Genomic DNA, 22,540 nt, shown 5'->3' with positions numbered 1-22,540 from the left:
CTGCTCGCGGTATCACGGGTAGGAGCAGCATATGAGCCAAAATACGCTGAAAGTTAACGAGTTACATGATGATGCGGATTTCGACGAGAATGGAGCTGAGGCTGAGTCGTTTGATGAAAAAGCGCTGGTAGAAGAAGAGGCCAGCGAGAACGATTTAGCGGAAGAAGAGCTGTTGTCTCAAGGCGTTACGCAACGCGTATTGGATGCGACGCAGCTCTATCTGGGTGAGATCGGTTATTCACCTCTGTTGACCGCAGAGGAAGAGGTCTATTTTGCGCGGCGTGCTCTGCGCGGTGACGTGCCGTCCCGCCGTCGCATGATTGAAAGCAACCTGCGGCTGGTGGTGAAAATCGCCCGCCGCTACAGCAACCGCGGTCTGGCGCTGCTGGATCTGATCGAAGAGGGTAACCTCGGTCTGATCCGCGCGGTGGAAAAATTCGACCCGGAACGCGGTTTCCGTTTCTCCACTTACGCAACCTGGTGGATCCGTCAGACGATTGAACGGGCGATCATGAACCAAACCCGCACCATTCGTTTGCCTATCCATATCGTCAAAGAACTGAATGTTTATCTGCGCACCGCGCGCGAGCTTTCCCATAAACTGGATCATGAACCGAGCGCTGAAGAGATTGCCGAGCAACTCGACAAGCCGGTGGATGACGTCAGCCGCATGCTGCGCCTGAATGAGCGCATCACCTCGGTGGATACGCCGCTGGGCGGGGATTCGGAGAAAGCGCTGCTGGACATTCTGGCCGACGAGAAGGACAACGGGCCTGAAGACACCACGCAAGACGACGATATGAAGCAAAGCATCGTCAAATGGCTGTTCGAACTGAACGCCAAACAGCGTGAAGTGTTGGCGCGTCGTTTCGGCCTGCTGGGCTATGAAGCGGCGACGCTGGAAGACGTGGGCCGGGAGATTGGCCTGACGCGTGAACGCGTCCGTCAGATTCAGGTTGAAGGTCTGCGTCGCCTGCGTGAGATTCTGCAGATGCAGGGCCTGAGCATTGAGGCGCTGTTCCGCGAATAACGCCGGTTGTTGAACCGCATCAAATAAAAACGGTGAGCATGATGCTCACCGTTTTTTTATGCCCGCGTTTGACGTCTGACTACACCATATTTTTCAGCCGGTAGATCCATTCCAGCGCCTGGCGCGGCGACAGGGAATCCGGATCCAGCGCCTCCAGGGCTTCTACTGCCGGCGAAGTATCTTCCTGCAACAGCGTCATCTGGGTGGCATCGACGCTGCCCGACGCGGTGTGGCTGGAGATGGATTCCAGCTCGCGCAGCTTTTGGCGGGCGCGCTTGATGACGTCGCGCGGCACGCCGGCCAGTGCGGCGACCGCCAGGCCATAGCTTTTGCTGGCGGCACCGTCCTGCACGCTGTGCATAAAAGCGATGGTGTCGCCGTGCTCAAGCGCGTCCAGATGCACATTGACCACGCCTTCCATTTTTTCCGGCAGCGTCGTCAGCTCGAAGTAGTGGGTGGCGAACAGCGTCATCGCTTTGATGCGGTTGGCCAGGTTCTCGGCGCAGGCCCAGGCCAGCGACAGGCCGTCGTAGGTGGAGGTGCCACGGCCGATTTCATCCATCAACACCAGGCTGTGCTCGGTGGCGTTGTGAAGAATATTGGCGGTTTCGGTCATCTCCACCATGAAGGTGGAACGGCCGGAAGCCAGATCGTCCGCCGCGCCGACGCGGGTGAAGATGCGATCCACCGGGCCGATGGTGGCTTTGGCAGCCGGAACGTAGCTGCCGATGTGCGCCATCAGCACAATCAGCGCCGTTTGCCGCATATAGGTACTTTTACCGCCCATGTTCGGGCCGGTGATGATCAGCATGCGGCGCTGTGGCGACAGGGAGAGCGGGTTGGAGATAAACGGTTCGCTCAGCACCTGTTCCACCACCGGGTGGCGGCCTTCGGTAATGCGGATCCCCGGCTGGTCGCTCATGACCGGGCAGGCGTAGTTCAGGGTGTCGGCGCGCTCGGCCAGGTTGGCCAGCACGTCCAGCTCGGCCAGCGCGGCGGCGCTTTGCTGCAGTTCCGCCAGGTGCGGCAGCAGCAGATCGAACAGCTCGTCGTACAGGTTTTTCTCGATCGCCAGCGCTTTGCCCTTGGAGGTGAGTACCTTGTCTTCGTACTCTTTCAATTCCGGGATGATGTAGCGCTCGGCGTTTTTCAGCGTCTGGCGACGTACATAGTGGATCGGCACCAGGTGGCTCTGGCCGCGGCTCACCTGAATGTAGTAGCCGTGTACGCCGTTGAAGCCGACTTTGAGCGTATCCAGCCCCAGCTTTTCACGCTCGCGGATCTCCAGCCGATCGAGGTAGTCGCTGGCGCCGTCGGCCAGCGCGCGCCACTCGTCCAGCTCGCTGTTGTAACCGGGGGCGATCACGCCGCCGTCGCGCACCAGCACCGGCGGCGATTCAACGATCGCGCGTTCCAGCAGTTCGCGCAGCTCGTCGAACTGGCCTACCTGAGATAGCAGTTGCTGCACATGCGGCGTATCCACATCTTGCAGCACCGCGCGGATGTCCGGCAGTTGCTGGAAAGCATGACGCATGCGGGCCAGATCGCGTGGCCGCGCGGTGCGCAGCGCCAGGCGCGCCAAAATTCGCTCCTGATCGCCCACCTGGCGCAGCGAAGGCTGCAGATCGGCGAACCGTTCCTGCAATGCGCCGATCGCCTGCTGGCGGGCGGTCAGCACCTTGATGTCTCGGGTCGGCATGTGCAGCCAGCGTTTCAGCATGCGGCTGCCCATCGGCGTGACTGTGCGATCGAGGATCGCCGCCAGCGTGTTGTCGCTGCCGCCGGACAGGCTCTGCGTCAGCTCCAGGTTGCGGCGGGTGGCGGCGTCCATGATGATGCCGTCCTGCTGACGCTCCATGGTGATGCCGCGAATGTGCGGCAGCGAAGTGCGCTGGGTATCTTTCACGTACTGCAACAGACAGCCGGCGGCGCGCAGCGCCTGATGCGCCTGCTCGACGCCGAAGCCGGTCAAATCGCGGGTGCCGAACTGCAGGTTGAGTTGTTGGCGTGCGGTCTCCAGTTCGAATTCCCACAGCGGACGGCGGCGCAGGCCGTGGCGCTGCTCGATCAGCGCCATTTGTTCGAAGGTTTCCGGGTAGAGCAGCTCGGCCGGATTGGTGCGCTGCAGCTCGGCGGCCATGGTCTCTAGATCCTGCGGCTCGGCGACGCGGAAGCGGCCGGAGCTCACGTCCAGCGTGGCGTAACCGAAGCCGCGCGCATCCTGCCAGATCGCCGCCAGCAGGTTGTCCTGGCGCTCTTGCAGCAGCGCTTCGTCGGTGATGGTGCCGGGGGTGACGATGCGTACCACTTTGCGCTCGACCGGCCCTTTACTGGTGGCCGGATCGCCGATCTGTTCACAGATGGCGACGGATTCGCCGAGTTGAACCAGCTTGGCCAGGTAGTTCTCCACCGCGTGGTGCGGCACGCCGGCCATCGGGATCGGCTCGCCCGCCGAGGCGCCGCGTTTGGTCAGCGAGATATCCAGCAGTTGGGAAGCGCGCTTGGCGTCGTCGTAAAACAGCTCGTAGAAGTCGCCCATGCGGTAGAACAGCAGGATTTCAGGATGCTGGGCCTTGAGGCGCAGGTACTGCTGCATCATCGGCGTGTGCGAATCGAGTTTATCGGTGCTATTCATGCGATTATTTTTCCAATCCATTGAATGTAAAGGGAACTGTGATTTTCATTGTCGTCATTCGCTATCACATTGTTTCAGCAGGCGTCGCCCCACTCAGCGCTTGGCGGGCGGCGCAAATCAAATCATCAAAACGCCAAACGGCGCACTCAAACCTGAGGTTTGCACAGACGCTTATACTAGCCCAGCGGGCAATCGGCTGTCACAGGTAAAAATGGGAAGCGCTGCGCAAGGCGGGTTTGTAACGCGGCGAGATTGTTGTTCGCCTGCGGGCAACAACGCAAGTGGCCGCCCGCTGAGGCGGCGTAGAGGTTATTGCGCGGCGGTGAGAGGCAAGGGCAGTTGATAGATGCGGAAGCTGTCGGGCACTTCGGTTTCATGGCCGGGCAGCAGGCGGTGGCGGATGCGCGACTCGCTGACGAAGGCGCAGCCTTGTGGGGTGATAGTCAGGTTGACCGGCGACTCCATGCCTTCGCGCAAGACCTCAATCCGATGCATGCCGGTCGCTTTTGGCAACGCGATCCGCAGGATCCGCCCTTGGCCGCTCTGGATCCCGTTCTCCAGCACGATCAATGCGCCGTCCGGCGCCAATCCCATTCCGTCCGGGTTTTCAATCAGGCGCGGCAGCTGCATTTCCGTCAGCTGCGGCTTTGGATCGTGATAGCTGAGAGTGTAAAGCTTACCGGTGCCGAAATTGGCGACAGCCATCAGCCGATCGTCGAGCAGCACGATCCCGGCCGCGCCCAGCCCGCTCGGAGCCGCCAACCGCGCATCCTGAAACAGCGTACTGAATGCCGCTTCGCCCGGCCGCAAGCGCAGGATGCCGCCGCCTCGGGTTTCTGTCACGTACACCGTACCGTCTGTGCCGAGCACGATATCGTTGCCCATTTCCCCCGTCGGCAGCGCCAGGCTGAGGTTGAGCGTGCCATCGGCGACGTTCAGCGCATAGATGCGGTTGGCGCGCGATTTGCCGCCGGAAAGGAAGTCCGGCGAATTGCCCCACAGCAACCCGCGCCGTTCGTCCAGCCGCAGCGCGTTTGAGGCGAACACCGTGTCAGCGCCAGGGAAAAAGGTTTCCCACGCTTTACCCGGCCGCTTGCGCACCACGTTGCCGCTGGTGATCAGGCCGACATACAGCGTGCCGTCCGCCGCGCGGGCGATGCCGTTGGGATAAAGCGCGCCGGGCGGCAGCGTCATGCTGCTTTCGGCGCAGTGGGTATTGGCGGCGGCCTGCGCCGGAGTGGTCAGGGGGAGTGCGGCGGCGAGGGTGAACAACGCTGCTCGCGCGGTAAGCACATATGACATGTCTTCTCTCCTGGAATGACGGAAAAGGGGCTACCAGCGATCGGGGCGGGCAGCGTGCGCCATCGGCGCCTCCAGCGCGGCCACGTCTTGCGGCGATAAGCTGAGATTAAGCGCCGCCAGCGCATCCTGCAGATGGTGCGGCTTGGACATGCCCACCAGCGGCGACGCCACGCCGGGTTTGGCCAGCAGCCAGGCCAGCGCGATCTGCGCCGGTGGAACGCCGCGCGCGGCCGCCACCTCCGCTACCGCCGCGACGGTGCGTTCCACTTCGTTTCTGCCGCCGTACCAACGGGGCGCCTGTTCGTCGGTGGCGGCGCGCAGCGTGCCGGCGTTGCCGGAACCGGCCAGCACGCCGCGGGCCAGCGGCGACCAGGGCGTCAGGCTGAGCCCCTCCTCCAGACACAGCGGGATCAGCTCCTCTTCATCTTCACGCGTCACCAGGTTGTATTGGCTTTGCAGCGAAATAAACGGCGCCAGGCGGTGCTGACGCTGAAAGGCCAGCATTTTCATCAGGCGCCAGGCGTGCAGCGAGGAGGCGCCGAGATAGCGGATCTTGCCCGCCCGTACCAGGCCGTCGAGGGTGTCGGCGGTTTCTTCGATCGGCGTTTCGGTGTCGAAGCGGTGCAGCACAAACAGATCGAGGTAATCCGTCCCCAACCGCTGCAAAGAGGCGTCGACGCTGTGCAGCAGGTGCTTGCGCGACAGCCCTCGGCTGTTCGGCTGCGCGTCCATCGGAAAGTAGGCCTTGGTGGCGATCACCACGTCTTCGCGGCGGGCGAACGCCTTCAGGGCGCGGCCGAGAATGCGCTCGCTTTCTCCGCCGGAGTAAATGTTGGCGGTATCGAAAAAATTGATGCCCGCTTCCAGCGCTTCGCGGATAAAGGGGCGCGCTTCATCTTCCTTCAGCACCCAGGGGCGCCAGGCCGGATCGCCATAGGTCATGCAGCCCAGGCAGAGACGAGACACTTTCAGGCCGCTGTCGCCAAGCCGAACGTAGTTCATGGCATCGTCTCCTCAGCGCATGCCGGCGATGGTGTAACCGCCGTCCACCAGCAGGCTTTGGCCGGTGATGAAGCGGGCCTCGTCCGTCGCCAACCACAGCGCCACATCGCCGATGTCTTCCGATTCGCCCAAGCGGCCGGCGGGCGTATGGGCGATAAAGGGCGCGAACGCCGCGCTGTCGGCTACGCTGCCGCGCGCCATCGGCGTGTCGATGATGCCGGGGTTGATGTTGTTGACGCGGATGCCCTGGCCGCTGTATTCGAGCGCCACCGCGCGGATCATCGCATCGAGCGCCCCTTTGCTGGCGGAGTAGCTGGATGAGCCGGCCAGCGCGCCGTGGGTCAGCCAGGAGGAGGTGTTGATGATCACGCCGCCCGACCGCTGAGCCAGGAAGGTTTCAATCTCGTATTTCATCGCCAGCCAGACGCCTCTGAGGTTAATGGCAATCACCCGGTCAAAATCCTCGCTGCTCTGTTCGGCGATGGGGGCGAAGTTGCCGATGATGCCGGCGTTGTTGAAAGCGACGTCGAGCCGGCCGTAGTGGGCGGTCACCGCGGCGAGTAGCCGGCGGATATCGTCTTCTTGGGAGACGTCGGTCACGATGGGCAGGGCATCGCCGCCAGCCAGCGCGATATCGCGCGCCGTGGCTTCGATCTCCGCCGCGCGCCGGCCGGCCAGCGCCACGTTGGCGCCTTCGCGGGCATAGGCCAGCGCGGCGGCGCGGCCGATGCCGGTGCCGCCGCCGCTCACCAGTACGACTTTGCCCGCCAGACGGCGCGGCGTTTCATGGGTTGGAGCTGTAGCATTAATCATCGCATCGATACCTGGTAATGGGTTCGATCGCAATGCTATGTTGTTAGATGACGGATAACTATCCGCTAAAAATTCATCTCACTATTAGATAATTTATATCAATAGCATGAAGAAACCCGAACTGTCCGGCCTGGCGGCCTTCGTGGCTATCGCCAGTGAACGCAGCTTCCGCCGCGCCGCCGCCCGATTGGGCGTGACGCCGCCGACGCTGACCCACACCCTGCGCGAACTTGAAGCGCAGGTGGGCATTCGCCTGCTGAACCGCACCACCCGCAACGTCTCGCCGACGGAGGCCGGAGAGCATCTGCTGGCGCAGTTGGTGCCGGCTTTTACCGACATCGACGCCGCGCTGGAGAGCCTGAATGCGTTTCGCGAAGGGCCACGCGGCCTGGTGCGTATCAACGCGCCGCGTTCGGCGATCGATCTCGCCATCGTGCCGCATCTGGGACGGCTGGCCAGCGAATACCCCGGCATTACGCTGGAAGTGGTGGCGGACGAGGGGTTCGCCAACATCGTCGAGCAGGGCTTTGACGCTGGCATCCGGCTCGGCGAGGATCTGCACAACGATATGCGCGCGGTGCGCCTGACGCCGGATCTGCGTTTTGCCATCGTCGCCACGCCGGATTACTTTCAACGGCACGGTGAACCGACGCACCCGCAGGATTTACTGCAGCATCGCTGCATCGGTTGGCGCAAAGCTTCTTCAGGCGAGCGCTACAAATGGGCTTTTCAGCAGGGGGAGCAGCGATTTTCCGTGGCGGTTAACAGCCCGTTGATACTCGATGACGGCAGGATGATGGTGCAGGCGGCGCTGGCGAACGTCGGCATCGCTTTCGCCATCGAGCAGGAGGTGGAAGAATATCTGGCGAGCGGGCGGCTGCGGCGGGTGCTGGCCGATTGGTGCGCGCCGTTTCCCGGTTTTTACCTCTATTACCCCAACCGCAGAAACCATTCCGTGGCGTTGGCCACGGTGATTGAGTTGCTGCGTCTGCCCACGTAATCCTCTTCACCTGCCATCGCGTTCGGATGGCAGCAGGCGAATCAAGCTTGAACTATTTTTATTCCCTCGCCGTTTGTTCAGACGCAAATAAACCCTTAAATCCCCAGCGAGTTCATAACTTGCTGTTTATAATTGTTATTTGATTATTTATTACGAATATTCTGAGTTTTTATCGGTTGTTTGAGAGCCCGGTCACACTATTTTTTTGTGCGAAATGTGAAGAGGGTCAATCCATCAGGTCAATGAGAGACGGTTCTGTCTCCTTCTGGCTTACCGATCCTTTTTTCATGCTCCGTATACTGTCCGTAACCAGGGCAACGTGACGGAAATTTTCATAAGGAATGTGCGTGAAGCAATCGTGATTGCATCTGGCATACAAATAACACCGGGTTTTTTTGATTATCTGAGGTGCTTGGTATGGAAAAGAAAAAAATCTATCTGTTTTGTTCTGCCGGTATGTCCACTTCCCTGTTGGTATCAAAAATGAAGGCACAGGCCGAAAAATATGAAGTGCCGGTGATCATCGCCGCCTATCCGGAAGCGCTGGCCGCGGAGAAGGGGGTTGAAGCGGATCTGATCCTGCTGGGGCCGCAGATCGCCTACACCCTGCCGGAAGTGCAGAAACAGTTGCCCAATAAACCTGTTGAAGTCATCGATCCGCTGCTGTACGGCAAGGTCGATGGGCTGGGCGTGCTGAAGGCCGCGGTGGCCGCCATCAAGAAAGCCAACCAATAACAGGAGGCCGCCGTGAATACCCTCATTGCCTCGCTCGAGAAGGTTATCCTGCCTTTCGCCGTAAAAATCGGTAAGCAGCCCCATGTCAACGCCATCAAAAACGGCTTTATCCGCCTGATGCCGCTGACCTTGACCGGGGCGATGTTCGTGTTGATCAACAACGTGTTCCTGAGCTTTGGCGAGGGATCGTTCTTCTATTCGCTGGGCGTGCGATTGGACGCCTCCACCATCGAGACGCTCAATAGCCTGAAGAGTATTGGCGGCAGCGTTTACAACGGTACGTTGGGGATCATGTCCCTGATGACGCCGTTCTTTATCAGCATGGCGCTGGCCGAAGAGCGCAAGGTCGATCCCCTGGCCTCGGCGTTGCTGGCGGTGGCGGCCTTCATGACCGTCACGCCGTTCAACGTCGGCGAGGCCTATGCGGTGGGCGCCAATTGGCTGGGCGGCGCCAACATCATTTCCGGTATGGTGATCGGGCTGGCGGTGGCTGAGATGTTTGCCTTCATCGTGCGGCGCAACTGGGTGATCAGCCTGCCGGACAGCGTGCCGGCTTCGGTGTCGCGCTCCTTCTCGGCGCTGATCCCCGGCTTCATCATCCTCTCCATCATGGGGCTGGTGGCGTTCGCGCTGGCGCACTGGGGCACCAACTTCCACCAGATCATCATGGACGGCATTTCGGCGCCGCTGGCCAAGATGGGCAGCGTGGTGGGCTGGGTATACGTGCTTTTCTCTTCGCTGCTGTGGTTCTTTGGGGTACACGGTTCCATGGCGCTGGCGGCGCTGGACAGCGGCATCATGACGCCTTTCGCGCTGGAAAACGTGGAGCTGTACAATAAATACGGTTCGGTCGAGGCGGCGGTGGCCGCCGGCAAAGAGTTCCACATGTGGGCGAAACCGTTCGTCGACTCTTATATTTACCTCGGCGGCACCGGTTCGACGCTGGGCCTGATCATCGCCATCTTCATCGCCTCGCGCCGCGAAGATTACCGCCAGGTCGCCAAACTGGCGACGCCATCCGGCATTTTCCAGATCAACGAACCTATCCTATTCGGTTTGCCGGTGATCATGAACCCGGTGATGTTTATTCCGTTCATCCTGGTGCAGCCGGTGCTGACCCTCATCACCTCGCTGGCTTACTACTCCGGGCTGATCCCGCCGATCACCAACATCGCGCCCTGGACCATGCCGGTCGGCCTGGGAGCGTTCTTCAACACCAACGGCAGCATCATGGCCCTGTTGCTGAGCTTGTTCAACCTGGCGGTCGCCACCGTGATTTATCTGCCGTTCGTGGCGATTTCCAACAAGGCGCAAAGCCAGATCGACGCGGCGACGGAAAGCGAAGAAGACATCGCCAAGGCGCTGAAATTCTAACTGTGGAACGGGGCGGCGCGGTCGCCCCGCGAGGGACGCGAATATGGAATATCAATTTGCCGACGGGTTCTGGTGGGGCAGCGCCACCTCCGCGCCGCAGTCTGAAGGGGCGGCCGCGCGCGATGGCAAGAGCCGCAACATCTTCGACTATTGGTACGAGATCGCGCCCGAGCGCTTTCACGATCGGGTGGGGCCGGCCGAGGCCTCGACCTTTTATGACCATTTCCGCACCGATATCGGGCTGCTCAAAACGCTGGGCCACAATACCTTCAGAACCTCGATCTCGTGGTCACGGCTGATCCCGGACGGCGACGGCGAGGTGAACCCGCAGGCGGCGGCATTCTACAACGCGATGATCGACGAGCTGTTGGCGCAGGGCATCACCCCGTTTATCAATCTCTACCACTTCGATATGCCGCTGTGCATGCAGCAGCGCGGCGGCTGGGAAAGCCGGGCGGTGATCGACGCCTATGCGCGTTACGCCGACATCTGCTTCGGCCTGTTTGGCGATCGGGTTACCCACTGGTTCACCTTCAACGAGCCGATCGTGCCGGTAGAGGCCGGTTACCTGAATGACTTGCATTACCCTTGCGTGGTGGACTTCAAACGGGCGGTCACCGTGGCGTATCACAGCGTGCTGGCGCACGCCATGGCGGTGCAACGTTTCAGAGCGCGGGGGCTGCCGGGGAGCATCGGCATCATTTTGAACCTGAGCCCAACCTATCCGCGCTCCGACGCGCCGGAGGATCTACAGGCGGCACACGACGCCGATCTGTTGCTCAATCGCAGCTTTCTCGACCCGGTCGCCAAAGGGCGCTATCCGGCGGCGTTGCTGCATCTGTTGGCGCAGCATGGGCTGATGCCTTACTGCGAACCGCAGGACGCGCAGCTGATCGAAGGCGGCGTGGTCGATATCCTCGGCGTCAACTACTACCAGCCGCGCAGGGTACAGGCGAAAGCAGGGCGCCGCGCCGGGGAGCCGATCGCGCTGCCGGAGGACTTGTTCAGTTACTATGCAATGCCGGGTCGCAAAATCAATCCGCATCGCGGCTGGGAGATCTATGAAAAGGGGCTGTACGACATTCTGATGGATCTGAAAGAGAACTACGGCAATCTGCCTTGTTATATTTCCGAAAACGGCATGGGCGTTGAGGGCGAAGAGGCGTTTATCGGCGCCGATGGGCGGGTGGAGGACGATTACCGCATCGAGTTTATTCGCGATCACCTGAAGTGGCTGCACCGCGCGCTGGCGGAAGGCTCGCAGTGCAAGGGCTATCATCTGTGGACCTTTATCGACTGCTGGTCCTGGCTGAACGCCTACAAGAATCGTTATGGGCTGGTGCGGCTGGATCGGGCGGAGCAGCGGCGCACCATCAAAAAAAGCGGCTACTGGTTTGCCGAGGCGGCCAGACGCAACGGATTTGACTAACGGGAGGCCGGCGCCGTGTCCGATAACCGAATTTCGCTGAGTGCGAACGACGTGAAGCTGATTCGCGAGCAGGATTTCTTTAACTGCAAAGACTTTCACCTGTTCATCTACAACAAGGTGGAAAGCGCCACCGGGCTGCATCAGCACGACTATTACGAATTCACCATCGTGCTGAGCGGCAAATGCTATCAGGAGATCAACGGTAAGCGGGTGCTGCTGGAACGCGGGGATTTCGTCTTTATCCCCATCGGCTCCTACCACCAGAGCTTTTACGAGTTCGGCGCGACGAAAATCTTCAACGTGGCGGTCAGCAAAGCGTTTTTTGAAGAGCACTATTTGCAGCAGCTGCCGCGCTGCTTTGTCGCCTCGCAGGCCTACAGCCTGAGAAGCGAGTTTTTAGCCTATATCGAATCGGTGGTGAGTTCGCCACAGTTTCGCGAGGATGACTTCGCCGAATTTCTCGAAACGCTGACCTTCTACGTGATCAGCCGTATTCGTCACTATAAAGAAGACAATGACGGCGGCGATGATATCCCGCAGTGGCTGAAGAACACCCTCGCAGGCATGCATGACAAGGCGATGTTCGGCGAAAGGGCGCTGGCGAACATGGTGGCGCTGTCGGGGAAAACTCAGGAGTACCTGACCCGGGCGATGCGGCGCTACTACCAGAAGACGCCGATGCAGGTGATCAACGAGATCCGCATCAACTTCGCCAAGACGCAGCTGGAGGTCACCAACTATTCGGTTTCCGATATCGCCTTTGATTCCGGCTATGGCGACGTCAGTCTGTTCATTAAAAACTTCAAGCGGCTCACCGACGTGACCCCAGGCAACTACCGAAAAAAGTGTTACGGCCCTCTTTAGGGCCGCTCCCGATCAGTATCAACGCCGATATGCCGATGAGCTTCAGGGCGCCGGTCGGTTAATCATTTGATTTATATCTTAGCGAAGGGGAATGCCGCACCGGTCGGTCGGCCCTCCCTTGCCAAAAATTCATCCCGCGGGAGCCACTATGGAAAAACTACTGATCGTGAATGCCGACGATTTCGGTCTGAGCAAAGGGCAGAACTATGGCGTTATCGAGGCGTATCAGCATGGCGTCGTTTCCTCCACCACGGCGATGGTGAACGGCGGCGGCGCGGAGCATGCTGCAGCGCTCAGCCGACAATATCCCGGATTGCCGATCGGGCTGCACTTCGTTTTGACCCATGGCAGGCCGCTGGGCGCCATGCCTGCGCTGGTCAACGAGCGCGGCGAACTGGGCAAATGGCTGTGGCGCCGCGCCGAGGCCGGCGAGCTGCAGTTGGACGAGATTCAGGAAGAGCTGCAGCGCCAGTTCGCGCGGTTCGTGACGCTGTTCGGCAGGCCGCCGACGCACATTGACAGCCACCACCATGTGCATATGCAGCCGCAGATTTACCCGCTGGTGGAGGCGTTCGCGCTGGCGCATGATCTGCCGCTGCGCATCGATCGCGAAGAGGCGAAACGGCGCGACATTGCGTTGCAGACTCCCTGCAGCACCGACGCGTTTGACGCGGGATTCTACGGTGAAATGATTTCCGAAGCCTTGTTCTTGCAGCGGTTGGCGCGCGCCGACGAGCAGGGCGCCGAGTCACTGGAAATGATGTGCCACCCGGCCTTTCTCGACGCGACGATCCTGCAGAGCCAATACTGCCATCCGCGCCTCGCCGAGCTGGATGTGTTGACCGCGCCGACGCTGAAAGCGGCGATCGCCGAACGCGGTTTTATGCTGGGCTCTTTCCGGGATCTGTAACGCAGTCATTTACAGCATGGCGTGCGCCTTTTTCAGACCGGTGTCTTCTTCCGGATCCGCCCCCTGAGCTGAGGGTTCCGCCTCCTGTTCTTCGGGCTGCGGCTCCTCGACATCGGGCGCCGCTTCCGGCGGCGGCATGGTGTCGTGAATGATCTGCTCATCGAAGGTTGGATTGAGCGCCGGCGACAGCGGCGAGCTGGCGAGGCTGTCCGGCAGCGCAATATGCGGCACCGGCGCGTCCTGCGCCAGCTGCGGTTCCTCTGCTTTGGCCGTCCGGCTCAGGGCTGCCAGCAGCACGCCGCACAGGGCGAAGAAGGCGTACAGAATATTGCCGCCAAGCGGCTCGATCAGCGCGCCGACCGCCAACGGCCCGATGCTGGCGCCGACGCCGAACGCCATCAGCAGACAGGCGGCCAGCGAGACGCGGCGCTCCGGCTCGATCAGATCGTTGGCCAGCGCCACCGCCAGCGGGTAGAGCGTAAACTGCAGCATGCTGACGACGAATCCTACCGCCAGCAGCAGCGGAAAATCGATGTGCGGCAGCAGCGCCAGCGGCAGCGCCGCCACGATCAGCAGAATGGCGTTGAGGCGCATCAGCAAGGGGCGGTTATAGCGATCCGACAGCCAACTGAGCGGGAATTGCGCCACCAGCCCGGCGAAGATGGAGAGCGCCATGAACAGGCCGGTTTGCTGAGTGGTTAAGGACTGCAGGCTGGCGTAGACCGGCGCCAGCCCGTAAAACGAGCCCACGACCATGCCGATCACCAGCGTGGTGGCCAGCACCTTGGGAATGGCGCCGACAAAATAACGCAGTTCCATCGGCGCCGGCGACATGTGGCGCGCATTGGTGCGGGTAGTCAGAGCGATCGGCACCAGACAGAGCGCGAAGCACAGCGCGATCACCAGCAGCGTGGCGATGCCCAGATTGCTTTGCAGCATCAGCACGATCTGGCCCAGCGACATGCCGAGATAGGTCGCCGCCATATAGAAGCCGAACACCATGCCGCGCTGGTTGGATTCCGCCTGGTCGTTCAACCAGCTCTCCAGCACCATGTACTGACACATCATGCATAGGCCGATCACCAGGCGCAGCGCGACCCAGGCGGGAATGAACTCCGTCAGGCCGTGGCCCAGCACCGCGGCGGTGATGATGCCGGCGCAGGCCACGTAGGCGCGGATATGCCCGACGCGGGCGATGAGAAAGTGGCCGACCTTGCCGCCGATCACCAGCCCGATGTAGTTGGCGGCGATGATGGCGCCGATCAGCGCGCTGCTGACGTGAATGGAGGTCAGCCGCAGCGAGACGTAGGTAGTGAGCAGGCCTGAGCCCAACAGCAGCAGCAGGGTGGTGGTGTACAACGGCAAAAATACGCCCAACGTTTTTTTCACTCTATCATCCTAATCTCTTCTGGTGCGCCCTGAGGCCGCCGCAGCGTGCCGCCTCCGTGATGTTCCTTGTGCTGGTGCGCCGCCGCTCGATGGGGCGCTTCTTTTGATACTAGCAGCTTGGCCGGGCGCTTAAAACCGCACCTCCTGCGAGGCGCTGCGCATTTCTGCGCGCCAGCCGCCGCGCCGCCTTGATAAATGCTACTATCGGGCGCATATACCTGAATTCGCGAGGGAGGGATTATGAGTGAAAACCAACTGCGTCAGCTCAGCGTGTTGGCAGGGGAGAAACTGAAGGCTCAGGGCCGCTGGATCACCTGCGCTGAATCCTGCACCGGCGGCGGCATCGCCAAGGCCATTACCGATGTTGCGGGAAGCTCCGCCTATTTCGATCGCGGATTCGTGACCTACAGCAATGCGGCGAAGCATGACCTGCTGGGAGTGAGCGAAGCGACGTTGGCGGCGCATGGTGCGGTCAGCGAAGAGGTGGTGCGCGAGATGGCCATAGGGGCGCTGCGTGCGGCGCAGGCCGATCTGGCGCTGTCGGTGAGCGGCATCGCCGGCCCGGACGGCGGCAGCGCGGAAAAGCCGGTCGGCACCGTGTGGTTCGGCTTCGCCAGCAGCGATGGCCGGGGGCTGTCGCGCAAGATGCAATTCGAGGGCGACCGCGATGCGGTGCGGCTGCAGGCGACGATTTTCGCGCTGCAAACCGCCATCGACGAATTTTTGTAAATTAGGCTTGATACTGTATGACCATACAGTATAATTAGTGACATTTCCTGCACAACATACATTCAGTGGCAGTGTGGGGTAACACCGGCATTGCGAAACGAAGGAGCAAAAATGGCTATTGATGAGAACAAGCAAAAGGCGTTAGCTGCGGCACTGGGCCAGATTGAGAAACAGTTCGGCAAAGGCTCCATCATGCGCCTGGGTGAAGACCGCTCCATGGACGTGGAAACCATCTCCACCGGCTCACTGTCACTCGATATCGCTCTGGGCGCCGGCGGCCTGCCGATGGGCCGCATCGTCGAAATCTACGGTCCGGAATCGTCCGGTAAAACCACCCTGACGCTGCAGGTGATCGCCGCCGCGCAGCGCGAAGGCAAAACCTGTGCGTTCATCGATGCCGAGCACGCGCTGGATCCTATCTATGCGAAGAAGCTGGGCGTCGATATCGACAACCTGCTGTGCTCCCAGCCGGACACCGGCGAGCAGGCTCTGGAAATCTGTGATGCGCTGACCCGCTCCGGCGCGGTTGACGTCATCATCGTCGATTCCGTGGCGGCGTTGACGCCGAAGGCGGAAATCGAAGGTGAAATCGGCGATTCGCACATGGGGTTGGCGGCGCGCATGATGAGCCAGGCGATGCGTAAGCTGGCCGGCAACCTGAAAAATGCCAATACCCTGCTGATCTTCATCAACCAGATCCGTATGAAAATTGGTGTGATGTTCGGCAACCCGGAAACCACTACCGGTGGTAACGCTCTGAAGTTCTATGCTTCGGTGCGTCTGGATATCCGTCGTATCGGCGCCATCAAAGAGGGCGACGAAGTGGTGGGCAGCGAAACCCGCGTGAAAGTGGTGAAGAACAAAATCGCTGCGCCGTTCAAACAGGCTGAGTTCCAAATCATGTACGGCGAAGGCATCAACAGCCGTGGTGAACTGGTCGATCTGGGCGTGAAGCACAAGATGATCGAAAAAGCCGGCGCCTGGTACAGCTATAACGGCGAGAAGATCGGTCAGGGCAAGGCGAACGCCTGTAACTTCCTGAAAGAAAACCCGGCTATCGCCGCCGAGCTGGATAAGAAACTGCGCGACCTGCTGCTGCACAGCGGCGGTGAGCTGGTGGCTGCCTCCGGTGACGACTTCGAAGATGACGAAGCGGAAACCAGCGAGCAGTTTTAATCGCTGAAGATGTGCGCTGCCGTTTATGTGGCGCACATCCCCTGAATTCAGGCTTGAATGATGAATGACTTGCTAAGCCGCGCCATGCGCCTGCTGTCGCAACGCGATCATAGTGAAGCTGAACTGCGCCGCAAACTTGCGGCGCAGCCGTTTGTGGCGAAAGCCCGGTTTGGCGGCAAGGGGCCGCATGCGCCGACGGTAGCCGAAGAGCCGGTAGATCCCGCGCTGATCGAGCAGGTTATCGTCTACTGTTACCAGCACAACTGGATGGACGATAAGCGTTTCGCCCACAGCTACATCGGCAGCCGCAGCCGCAAAGGTTATGGCGCGCAGCGCATCCGCAGCGAACTGATGCAAAAGGGTGTGGATAAAGCGCTGGTGCAGGACGCGTTGGCGGAATGCGATATCGACTGGTGCGAACAGGCGAAACAGGTGGCGCAGCGAAAATTTGGCGATGCGTTGCCAACCGACTGGAAAGAGAAAGCCAAAGTGCAGCGTTATCTGCTCTATCGCGGCTTCTTCCAAGAAGAAATTCAGTCAATTTACCGTGATTTTGCGCAATGAGCGCACACGGGGTTTTACTTCCCTCTGAAGAAAATTTATCTTATCCCCACTTTTTGTTCGTGAGCTGGTTGTCATCGTCGGGATGACGCGCCACCGGCTCACGTGTCGTTATTCTAGCCTTTCCAGGAAAATTATGAGCAAGAGCACCGCTGAGATCCGTCAAGCGTTTCTCGATTTCTTTCATAGTAAGGGTCATCAGGTTGTAGCAAGCAGCTCCCTGGTGCCTAACAATGATCCGACATTGCTGTTTACCAATGCCGGCATGAACCAATTTAAGGATGTTTTCCTGGGGCTCGACAAACGCGCCTATTCCCGCGCCACCACCTCGCAGCGCTGCGTGCGCGCAGGCGGCAAGCATAACGACCTGGAAAACGTCGGTTATACCGCTCGTCACCACACCTTCTTTGAAATGCTGGGCAACTTCAGCTTCGGCGATTACTTCAAGCACGACGCTATCAGCTACGCGTGGGAATTGCTGACCGGTGAAAACTGGTTCAACCTGCCGAAAGAGAGACTGTGGGTCACCGTGTATGAAACCGATGACGAAGCATTCGACATCTGGCAGAAGCAAATCGGCGTACCGGCCGAGCGCATTATCCGCATCGGCGATAACAAGGGCGCGCCTTTCGCTTCAGATAACTTCTGGCAGATGGGTGATACCGGGCCATGCGGCCCGTGCACCGAGATTTTCTACGATCACGGCGATCACATCTGGGGCGGCCCTCCGGGCAGCCCGGAAGAAGACGGCGACCGCTACATCGAGATCTGGAACATCGTTTTCATGCAGTTCAACCGTCAGTCCGACGGCACCATGCTGCCGCTGCCGAAACCTTCGGTGGATACCGGTATGGGTCTGGAGCGTATTGCGGCGGTGTTGCAGCATGTGAACTCCAACTATGAGATCGATCTGTTCCGCACCCTGATCGCTGCCGTGGCGAAAGTGACCGGCGCGACCGATCTGGATAACAAATCCCTGCGCGTTATCGCCGACCACATTCGTTCCTGCGCCTTCCTGGTGTCGGACGGCGTGATCCCGTCTAACGAAAACCGCGGCTACGTGCTGCGCCGCATCATTCGTCGCGCGATCCGTCATGGCAACATGCTGGGCGCGAAAGACACCTTCTTCTACAAGCTGGTGGCGCCGCTGATCGAAGTGATGGGCCCGGCGGCCGACGAGCTGAAACGCCAGCAATCGCTGGTGGAGCAGGTGCTGAAAACCGAAGAAGAACAGTTTGCCCGCACGCTGGAGCGTGGCCTGGCGCTGTTGGACGAAGAGCTGGCCAAGCTGCAGGGCGATACCCTGGACGGCGAGACCGCTTTCCGTCTGTACGACACCTACGGCTTCCCGGTGGATCTGACCGCAGACGTCTGCCGCGAGCGCGGTCTGAAAGTCGACGAAGCGGGCTTTGAAGAAGCGATGGAAGCGCAGCGCCGCCGCGCGCGCGAATCCAGCGGTTTCGGCGCCGACTACAACAGCCTGATCCGCGTGGACGGCAGCAGCCAGTTCAGCGGCTATGATCATGATGAGCAGCAGGCGACGGTGATCGCGCTGTTCCGTGACGGCCAGCCGGTCGAGCAGATCAACGCCGGCGAAGAGGCGGTGGTGGTGCTGGACGAGACGCCGTTCTACGGTGAATCCGGCGGCCAGGTCGGCGATAAAGGCGTGCTGAAAGCCGCCGGCGCCGAGTTTGTGGTCAACGACACCCAGAAATACGGTCAGGCTATCGGCCATCAAGGCAAGCTGGCGCAAGGTTCGCTGAAGCTGAACGATCGCGTGGATGCGCAGATCGACACTGAGCGCCGCAACAGCATCCGTCTGAACCACTCCGCGACCCACCTGCTACACGCCGCGCTGCGCCAAACGTTGGGCGAGCACGTTGCGCAGAAAGGCTCTCTGGTTAACGACAAATACCTGCGCTTCGACTTCTCGCATTTTGAAGCGATGAAGCCGGAACAAATTCGCGCGGTGGAAGATCTGGTTAACCAGCAGGTGCGTCGTAACCTGCCGGTGCAGACCGAGCTGATGGCGTTGGAAGACGCCAAAGAGAAGGGCGCAATGGCGCTGTTCGGTGAGAAGTACGACGACAACGTGCGCGTGCTGACCATGGGCGACTTCTCCACCGAGCTGTGCGGCGGCACCCACGCCAGCCGCACCGGCGATATCGGCCTGTTCCGCATTCTGAGCGAATCGGGCACCGCGGCGGGCATCCGCCGTATTGAAGCGGTGACCGGCGCTGGCGCTATCGCTACGCTGCATCAGCAAAGCGATTTGTTGCAAGACGTTGCTCAATTGGTGAAGGGCGACAGCAACAACCTGACCGATAAAGTGCGCTCGGTGCTCGATCGCACGCGCGTGCTGGAAAAAGAACTGCAGCAACTGAAAGATCAGCAGGCGGCGCAGGAAAGCGCGTCGCTGTCCAGCCAGGCGAAAGTGGTTAACGGCGTGAAGCTGTTGGTCAGCCAGTTGGACAATGTCGAAGCCAAAATGCTGCGCACCATGGTGGATGACCTGAAAAATCAATTGGGTTCGGCCATTATCGTGTTGGCGACGACGGCTGATGACAAAGTCAGCCTGGTCGCAGGCGTGACCAAGGATCTGACTGACCGCGTGAAAGCCGGCGAGTTGATCGGCAACGTGGCGCAGCAGGTCGGCGGCAAGGGCGGTGGTCGCCCTGATATGGCGATGGCGGGGGGGACGGATATCAACGCCCTGCCAGCGGCGTTAAACAGCGTAGAAGCCTGGGTGGCCTCAAAGCTGTGAACATAAATAAATAGCACGGACAAACGCCATAATACTTTGTTGATTATGGCGTTTTCATACTGTGCTAACACAATTTAGTTACAATTGCGGGAACAAAGTTTTTCTGGTCGGCTAAACTTACCATTATCTGAGGTGGGACCAAGTCTGCTTACACTTATTGTGGATTGCGCGGCTTACGTTTTCACCACATATGATGGATAATGACGGGGAAACTGAGAGACCCGACTCTTTTAATCTTTCAAGGAGCAAAGAATGTTAATTCTGACTCGTCGAGTTGGTGAAACCCTCATGATTGGCGATGAGGTTACGGTCACTGTGCTAGGGGTAAAAGGCAACCAGGTGCGTATTGGTGTGAACGCCCCCAAAGAGGTTTCAGTTCACCGTGAAGAAATCTATCAGCGCATTCAGGCAGAGAAGTCTCAGCAGACGACTTACTGATTCCGAAGCAGCGTCTCGTTGCCAGACGAGACGCTACTGCATCGTTTTACCCACTTCTTTCGTTCTCCCCTCTCTTTTTCGTGATTATTTTCCCGGTTAGTTTCCTGCTTTATTGCTGCAGACGTTGCGGTTGCCTGTTGATAAAACGCCCTTTTTGCCGTGAAATCGCCCATGTTGGGTGCGAATTGTGCAAACGCGCATGAGTTGGGAAAAATTGTTTGACTTAAAAGTCGGAGAAAGTAATATGTGCGCCACGCAGTGCCGATGAGCTTCTCCAAAGCAAGTTAGGCACAATTCGAAAGAAGCGTATGGTGAGGTGGCCGAGAGGCTGAAGGCGCTCCCCTGCTAAGGGAGTATGCGGTCAAAAGCTGCATCCGGGGTTCGAATCCCCGCCTCACCGCCATTTGCATCCGTAGCTCAGCTGGATAGAGTACTCGGCTACGAACCGAGCGGTCGGAGGTTCGAATCCTCCCGGATGCACCATATTTGCAGTATGGTGGGGTAGTAACAACGTACCATACGGTATCAAAAAAGAATTCCTGTGCATCCGTAGCTCAGCTGGATAGAGTACTCGGCTACGAACCGAGCGGTCGGAGGTTCGAATCCTCCCGGATGCACCATTCTTAATCTCACTCGTCGCGAAGAGAAATCTTCAAGCGGGTGGAAGAAAAGAAAGTGTTACCAGGGAGGATAACGTTGCTTAAGCAACGGCCCGCAGGGTGAGGCGCTAGCGCCGAATCATCCTCCCGGATGCACCATTCTTCAAGTCTGGTTTTATTAGCAAAGCCGGCACGCGGTAAAAATAGTAATGCATCCGTAGCTCAGCTGGATAGAGTACTCGGCTACGAACCGAGCGGTCGGAGGTTCGAATCCTCCCGGATGCACCATCTAAGAGAAGCCCGCCTTAGCGGGTTTTTGCTTTTCTGTTATTCGTGAAACAGGCAAGCGGCAAAAACAGTCATGCATCCGTAGCTCAGCTGGATAGAGTACTCGGCTACGAACCGAGCGGTCGGAGGTTCGAATCCTCCCGGATGCACCATGTTTAACCTCCCGTATCGCGAAGAGAAATCGTCATGCGGGTGGTAAAAAGAAAGTGTCCTTGGGGAGGATAACGTTGCTTTAGCAACGGCCCGCAGGGTGAGGCGTTGGCGCCGAATCATCCTCCCGGATGCACCATCTAAGAGAAACCCGCTTTGGCGGGTTTTTCGCTTTTCAGCATTTAGCCATTCTCTCTTCACCCCTTTCCTTCTTTGCATCCGATCGATCACAGCACATTCCGCTATGACGCAGTCAGCGACAACCCAACGGCTTTACGCTAAAGTAGTTTTCTTTCCTCAACGATCATGGAGTAACGATGTACGACCGCTATCAGGGTCTTATTTTCGACATGGACGGCACGATTCTGGACACTGAGCCAACGCACCGTAAAGCGTGGCGCGAAGTGCTGTCCCGTTATGGCATGACGTTTGATGAAGCGGCCATGGTGGCGCTGAGCGGTTCACCGACCTGGCGCATCGCTCAGGCGATTATCGCCAGCCATCAGGCCGATCTCGATCCCCATCACCTGGCGGCGGAGAAAACGCGCGCGGTGGAAGCGATGCTGCTGGATAGCGTGCGTCCATTGCCATTGATCGAGGTGGTGAAGTCCTATCACGGCCGCCGTCCGATGGCGGTCGGCACCGGCAGCGAGCACCGCATGGCGGAAATGCTGCTGCGTCATCTCGGCCTGTTCAACTGCTTCGACGCGATCGTCGGTGCGGACGATGTACAGCGCCATAAACCGGAGCCGGATACCTTCCTGCGCTGTGCCGAACTGATCGGCGTGCCGCCGGAAAAATGCGTGGTGTTTGAAGACGCCGAGTTTGGCATTCAGGCGGCAAAAAATGCCGGCATGGCTGTGGTAGACGTTCGTACGCTGTGAGTAGTACGCTAGCCGTAATATCGTTATTTGGCAGCAGCTTCCTCAGTGCGACGCTGCTGCCGGGAAATTCAGAAATCGTTCTGGTCGCCTTGCTGACCCAGAGTCGCGTCTCGCCGGAGTTGCTGGTGCTGGCCGCGACCCTGGGCAACACTCTTGGCGGGTTGACCAATGTCATTATCGGGCGCCTGTTACCGGCGTTGAAACCACAGCGGGGGCTGGCAACGGCGCTCGGGTGGCTGCAACGCTTTGGCCCGGCTGCGCTGTTGCTCAGCTGGGTGCCGGTGGTGGGCGATTTGTTGTGCGTGTTGGCAGGTTGGCTGCGCATGCCCTGGGGCTCTGTCGCGCTGTTTCTGTGTATCGGAAAGGCGCTGCGTTACATCGTTTTGGCTATGATAACGGTACAGGGCATCGCCTGGTGGCAGTAACCAAGTGAATATAACTCAATATTCTCTCGGGTGCGGATTCAGT

The 22,540-nt window shown here is 59.6% G+C and carries 20 protein-coding genes and 5 tRNA genes; 19 read left to right on the top strand and 6 right to left on the bottom strand.

What is annotated here, in order from left to right; genetic code table 11:
- The first annotated feature begins 31 nt into the window (after positions 1 to 31).
- Positions 32 to 1,030, top strand: coding sequence for an RNA polymerase sigma factor RpoS (gene rpoS / locus ACSBQS_RS14295; RefSeq protein WP_019455119.1), 999 nt, complete (start codon positions 32 to 34; stop codon positions 1,028 to 1,030).
- A gap of 79 nt (positions 1,031 to 1,109) precedes the next feature.
- Here rpoS and mutS read toward each other — a convergent pair whose 3' ends face one another.
- The 4 genes from mutS to ACSBQS_RS14275 form a co-directional block, all read right to left on the bottom strand.
- On the bottom strand, positions 1,110 to 3,665 hold the full coding sequence (gene mutS, locus ACSBQS_RS14290) for a DNA mismatch repair protein MutS (protein ID WP_047025251.1): 2,556 nt from the start codon (positions 3,663 to 3,665) through the stop codon (positions 1,110 to 1,112).
- A 309-nt stretch (positions 3,666 to 3,974) separates the two neighbouring features.
- Positions 3,975 to 4,967, bottom strand: a complete 993-nt coding sequence (locus tag ACSBQS_RS14285) for a Vgb family protein (RefSeq protein WP_342163863.1) — start codon at positions 4,965 to 4,967, stop codon at positions 3,975 to 3,977.
- Positions 4,968 to 4,997: 30 nt separating this feature from the next.
- Positions 4,998 to 5,969 carry an aldo/keto reductase gene (locus ACSBQS_RS14280; protein ID WP_033651640.1) on the bottom strand — a complete coding sequence of 324 codons (972 nt, stop codon included), beginning with the start codon at positions 5,967 to 5,969 and terminating at the stop codon, positions 4,998 to 5,000.
- A 12-nt stretch (positions 5,970 to 5,981) separates the two neighbouring features.
- Positions 5,982 to 6,782 carry an SDR family NAD(P)-dependent oxidoreductase gene (locus ACSBQS_RS14275; protein ID WP_050440141.1) on the bottom strand — a complete coding sequence of 267 codons (801 nt, stop codon included), beginning with the start codon at positions 6,780 to 6,782 and terminating at the stop codon, positions 5,982 to 5,984.
- 106 nt (positions 6,783 to 6,888) lie between these two features.
- Here ACSBQS_RS14275 and ACSBQS_RS14270 point away from each other — a divergent pair, with 106 nt between their 5' ends.
- The 6 genes from ACSBQS_RS14270 to chbG all read left to right on the top strand — a co-directional run bounded on the left by ACSBQS_RS14270 (position 6,889) and on the right by chbG (position 13,094).
- On the top strand, positions 6,889 to 7,782 hold the full coding sequence (locus ACSBQS_RS14270) for a LysR family transcriptional regulator (RefSeq protein ID WP_042783708.1): 894 nt from the start codon (positions 6,889 to 6,891) through the stop codon (positions 7,780 to 7,782).
- Between the two features lie 417 nt (positions 7,783 to 8,199).
- Positions 8,200 to 8,517, top strand: a complete 318-nt coding sequence (locus ACSBQS_RS14265) for a PTS sugar transporter subunit IIB (RefSeq protein WP_004932561.1) — start codon at positions 8,200 to 8,202, stop codon at positions 8,515 to 8,517.
- Between the two features lie 12 nt (positions 8,518 to 8,529).
- Entirely contained in the window at positions 8,530 to 9,891 is a 1,362-nt protein-coding gene (gene chbC, locus ACSBQS_RS14260; protein WP_033641899.1) for a PTS N,N'-diacetylchitobiose transporter subunit IIC, read from the top strand.
- 43 nt (positions 9,892 to 9,934) lie between these two features.
- A complete protein-coding gene (locus ACSBQS_RS14255) occupies positions 9,935 to 11,320 on the top strand; it encodes a glycoside hydrolase family 1 protein (RefSeq protein WP_060659937.1) in 1,386 nt (461 codons plus the stop codon).
- 15 nt (positions 11,321 to 11,335) lie between these two features.
- A complete protein-coding gene (gene chbR / locus ACSBQS_RS14250) occupies positions 11,336 to 12,184 on the top strand; it encodes a transcriptional regulator ChbR (protein ID WP_043135810.1) in 849 nt (282 codons plus the stop codon).
- Positions 12,185 to 12,332: 148 nt separating this feature from the next.
- Entirely contained in the window at positions 12,333 to 13,094 is a 762-nt protein-coding gene (gene chbG, locus ACSBQS_RS14245) for a chitin disaccharide deacetylase (protein WP_197750007.1), read from the top strand.
- 9 nt (positions 13,095 to 13,103) lie between these two features.
- Here the strand turns inward: chbG and ACSBQS_RS14240 are convergent, their stop codons facing one another.
- Positions 13,104 to 14,483 (bottom strand): MFS transporter, encoded by a 1,380-nt coding sequence (locus tag ACSBQS_RS14240; RefSeq protein ID WP_033641904.1) that lies wholly within the window; start codon positions 14,481 to 14,483, stop codon positions 13,104 to 13,106.
- Positions 14,484 to 14,723: 240 nt separating this feature from the next.
- On the opposite strand from ACSBQS_RS14240, the gene pncC reads away from it, so the two are divergent.
- The 3 genes from pncC (at position 14,724) to recX (ending at position 16,952) form a co-directional block, all read left to right on the top strand.
- Positions 14,724 to 15,212, top strand: coding sequence for a nicotinamide-nucleotide amidase (gene pncC, locus ACSBQS_RS14235; protein ID WP_047025224.1), 489 nt, complete (start codon positions 14,724 to 14,726; stop codon positions 15,210 to 15,212).
- A 111-nt stretch (positions 15,213 to 15,323) separates the two neighbouring features.
- Positions 15,324 to 16,388 carry a recombinase RecA gene (gene recA, locus ACSBQS_RS14230; RefSeq protein WP_004932541.1) on the top strand — a complete coding sequence of 355 codons (1,065 nt, stop codon included), beginning with the start codon at positions 15,324 to 15,326 and terminating at the stop codon, positions 16,386 to 16,388.
- A gap of 60 nt (positions 16,389 to 16,448) precedes the next feature.
- A complete protein-coding gene (gene recX / locus ACSBQS_RS14225; RefSeq protein ID WP_197666572.1) occupies positions 16,449 to 16,952 on the top strand; it encodes a recombination regulator RecX in 504 nt (167 codons plus the stop codon).
- Between the two features lie 40 nt (positions 16,953 to 16,992).
- Here recX and ACSBQS_RS14220 read toward each other — a convergent pair whose 3' ends face one another.
- On the bottom strand, positions 16,993 to 17,136 hold the full coding sequence (locus ACSBQS_RS14220) for a hypothetical protein (protein ID WP_162180460.1): 144 nt from the start codon (positions 17,134 to 17,136) through the stop codon (positions 16,993 to 16,995).
- On the opposite strand from ACSBQS_RS14220, the gene alaS reads away from it, so the two are divergent.
- The 9 genes from alaS (at position 17,086) to ACSBQS_RS14175 (ending at position 22,497) form a co-directional block, all read left to right on the top strand.
- Entirely contained in the window at positions 17,086 to 19,713 is a 2,628-nt protein-coding gene (gene alaS, locus ACSBQS_RS14215) for an alanine--tRNA ligase (RefSeq protein WP_033641907.1), read from the top strand. The genes ACSBQS_RS14220 and alaS overlap by 51 nt on opposite strands.
- A gap of 252 nt (positions 19,714 to 19,965) precedes the next feature.
- Positions 19,966 to 20,151: a carbon storage regulator CsrA gene (gene csrA, locus ACSBQS_RS14210; protein ID WP_004091602.1), complete on the top strand. Its 186-nt coding sequence runs from the start codon at positions 19,966 to 19,968 to the stop codon at positions 20,149 to 20,151.
- Between the two features lie 310 nt (positions 20,152 to 20,461).
- Positions 20,462 to 20,554, top strand: a tRNA-Ser gene (locus tag ACSBQS_RS14205).
- Between the two features lie 3 nt (positions 20,555 to 20,557).
- Positions 20,558 to 20,634: transfer RNA gene (locus tag ACSBQS_RS14200), tRNA-Arg, on the top strand.
- Positions 20,635 to 20,694: 60 nt separating this feature from the next.
- Positions 20,695 to 20,771 (top strand) — tRNA-Arg (locus tag ACSBQS_RS14195).
- A gap of 190 nt (positions 20,772 to 20,961) precedes the next feature.
- Positions 20,962 to 21,038, top strand: a tRNA-Arg gene (locus ACSBQS_RS14190).
- A gap of 75 nt (positions 21,039 to 21,113) precedes the next feature.
- Positions 21,114 to 21,190 (top strand) — tRNA-Arg (locus ACSBQS_RS14185).
- A gap of 315 nt (positions 21,191 to 21,505) precedes the next feature.
- Complete coding sequence (yqaB, locus tag ACSBQS_RS14180; RefSeq protein WP_033641908.1) at positions 21,506 to 22,072, top strand: fructose-1-phosphate/6-phosphogluconate phosphatase; 567 nt, start codon at positions 21,506 to 21,508, stop codon at positions 22,070 to 22,072.
- Positions 22,069 to 22,497 carry a YqaA family protein gene (locus ACSBQS_RS14175; RefSeq protein WP_004932520.1) on the top strand — a complete coding sequence of 143 codons (429 nt, stop codon included), beginning with the start codon at positions 22,069 to 22,071 and terminating at the stop codon, positions 22,495 to 22,497. The genes yqaB and ACSBQS_RS14175 overlap by 4 nt, the downstream gene beginning before the upstream one ends.
- Positions 22,498 to 22,540: the final 43 nt, after the last annotated feature.

This window comes from Serratia sp. H402Y, from assembly GCF_051172415.1.
In the GTDB taxonomy this organism is placed as follows: Bacteria; Pseudomonadota; Gammaproteobacteria; order Enterobacterales; family Enterobacteriaceae; genus Serratia; species Serratia ureilytica.
This window is presented reverse-complemented; position numbering and strand designations above follow the sequence as displayed.

Excerpts from the sequence above, each read along its gene's own strand:
- rpoS (WP_019455119.1), top strand. The coding sequence starts at position 32 with ATGAGCCAAAATACGCTGAAAGTTAACGAGTTACATGATGATGCGGAT.
- mutS (WP_047025251.1), bottom strand. The coding sequence starts at position 3,665 with ATGAATAGCACCGATAAACTCGATTCGCACACGCCGATGATGCAGCAG.
- ACSBQS_RS14285 (WP_342163863.1), bottom strand. The coding sequence starts at position 4,967 with ATGTCATATGTGCTTACCGCGCGAGCAGCGTTGTTCACCCTCGCCGCC.
- ACSBQS_RS14280 (WP_033651640.1), bottom strand. The coding sequence starts at position 5,969 with ATGAACTACGTTCGGCTTGGCGACAGCGGCCTGAAAGTGTCTCGTCTC.
- ACSBQS_RS14275 (WP_050440141.1), bottom strand. The coding sequence starts at position 6,782 with ATGATTAATGCTACAGCTCCAACCCATGAAACGCCGCGCCGTCTGGCG.
- ACSBQS_RS14270 (WP_042783708.1), top strand. The coding sequence starts at position 6,889 with ATGAAGAAACCCGAACTGTCCGGCCTGGCGGCCTTCGTGGCTATCGCC.
- ACSBQS_RS14265 (WP_004932561.1), top strand. The coding sequence starts at position 8,200 with ATGGAAAAGAAAAAAATCTATCTGTTTTGTTCTGCCGGTATGTCCACT.
- ACSBQS_RS14255 (WP_060659937.1), top strand. The coding sequence starts at position 9,935 with ATGGAATATCAATTTGCCGACGGGTTCTGGTGGGGCAGCGCCACCTCC.
- chbG (WP_197750007.1), top strand. The coding sequence starts at position 12,333 with ATGGAAAAACTACTGATCGTGAATGCCGACGATTTCGGTCTGAGCAAA.
- pncC (WP_047025224.1), top strand. The coding sequence starts at position 14,724 with ATGAGTGAAAACCAACTGCGTCAGCTCAGCGTGTTGGCAGGGGAGAAA.
- recA (WP_004932541.1), top strand. The coding sequence starts at position 15,324 with ATGGCTATTGATGAGAACAAGCAAAAGGCGTTAGCTGCGGCACTGGGC.
- recX (WP_197666572.1), top strand. The coding sequence starts at position 16,449 with ATGAATGACTTGCTAAGCCGCGCCATGCGCCTGCTGTCGCAACGCGAT.
- alaS (WP_033641907.1), top strand. The coding sequence starts at position 17,086 with ATGAGCAAGAGCACCGCTGAGATCCGTCAAGCGTTTCTCGATTTCTTT.
- ACSBQS_RS14220 (WP_162180460.1), bottom strand. The coding sequence starts at position 17,136 with ATGAAAGAAATCGAGAAACGCTTGACGGATCTCAGCGGTGCTCTTGCT.
- csrA (WP_004091602.1), top strand. The coding sequence starts at position 19,966 with ATGTTAATTCTGACTCGTCGAGTTGGTGAAACCCTCATGATTGGCGAT.
- yqaB (WP_033641908.1), top strand. The coding sequence starts at position 21,506 with ATGTACGACCGCTATCAGGGTCTTATTTTCGACATGGACGGCACGATT.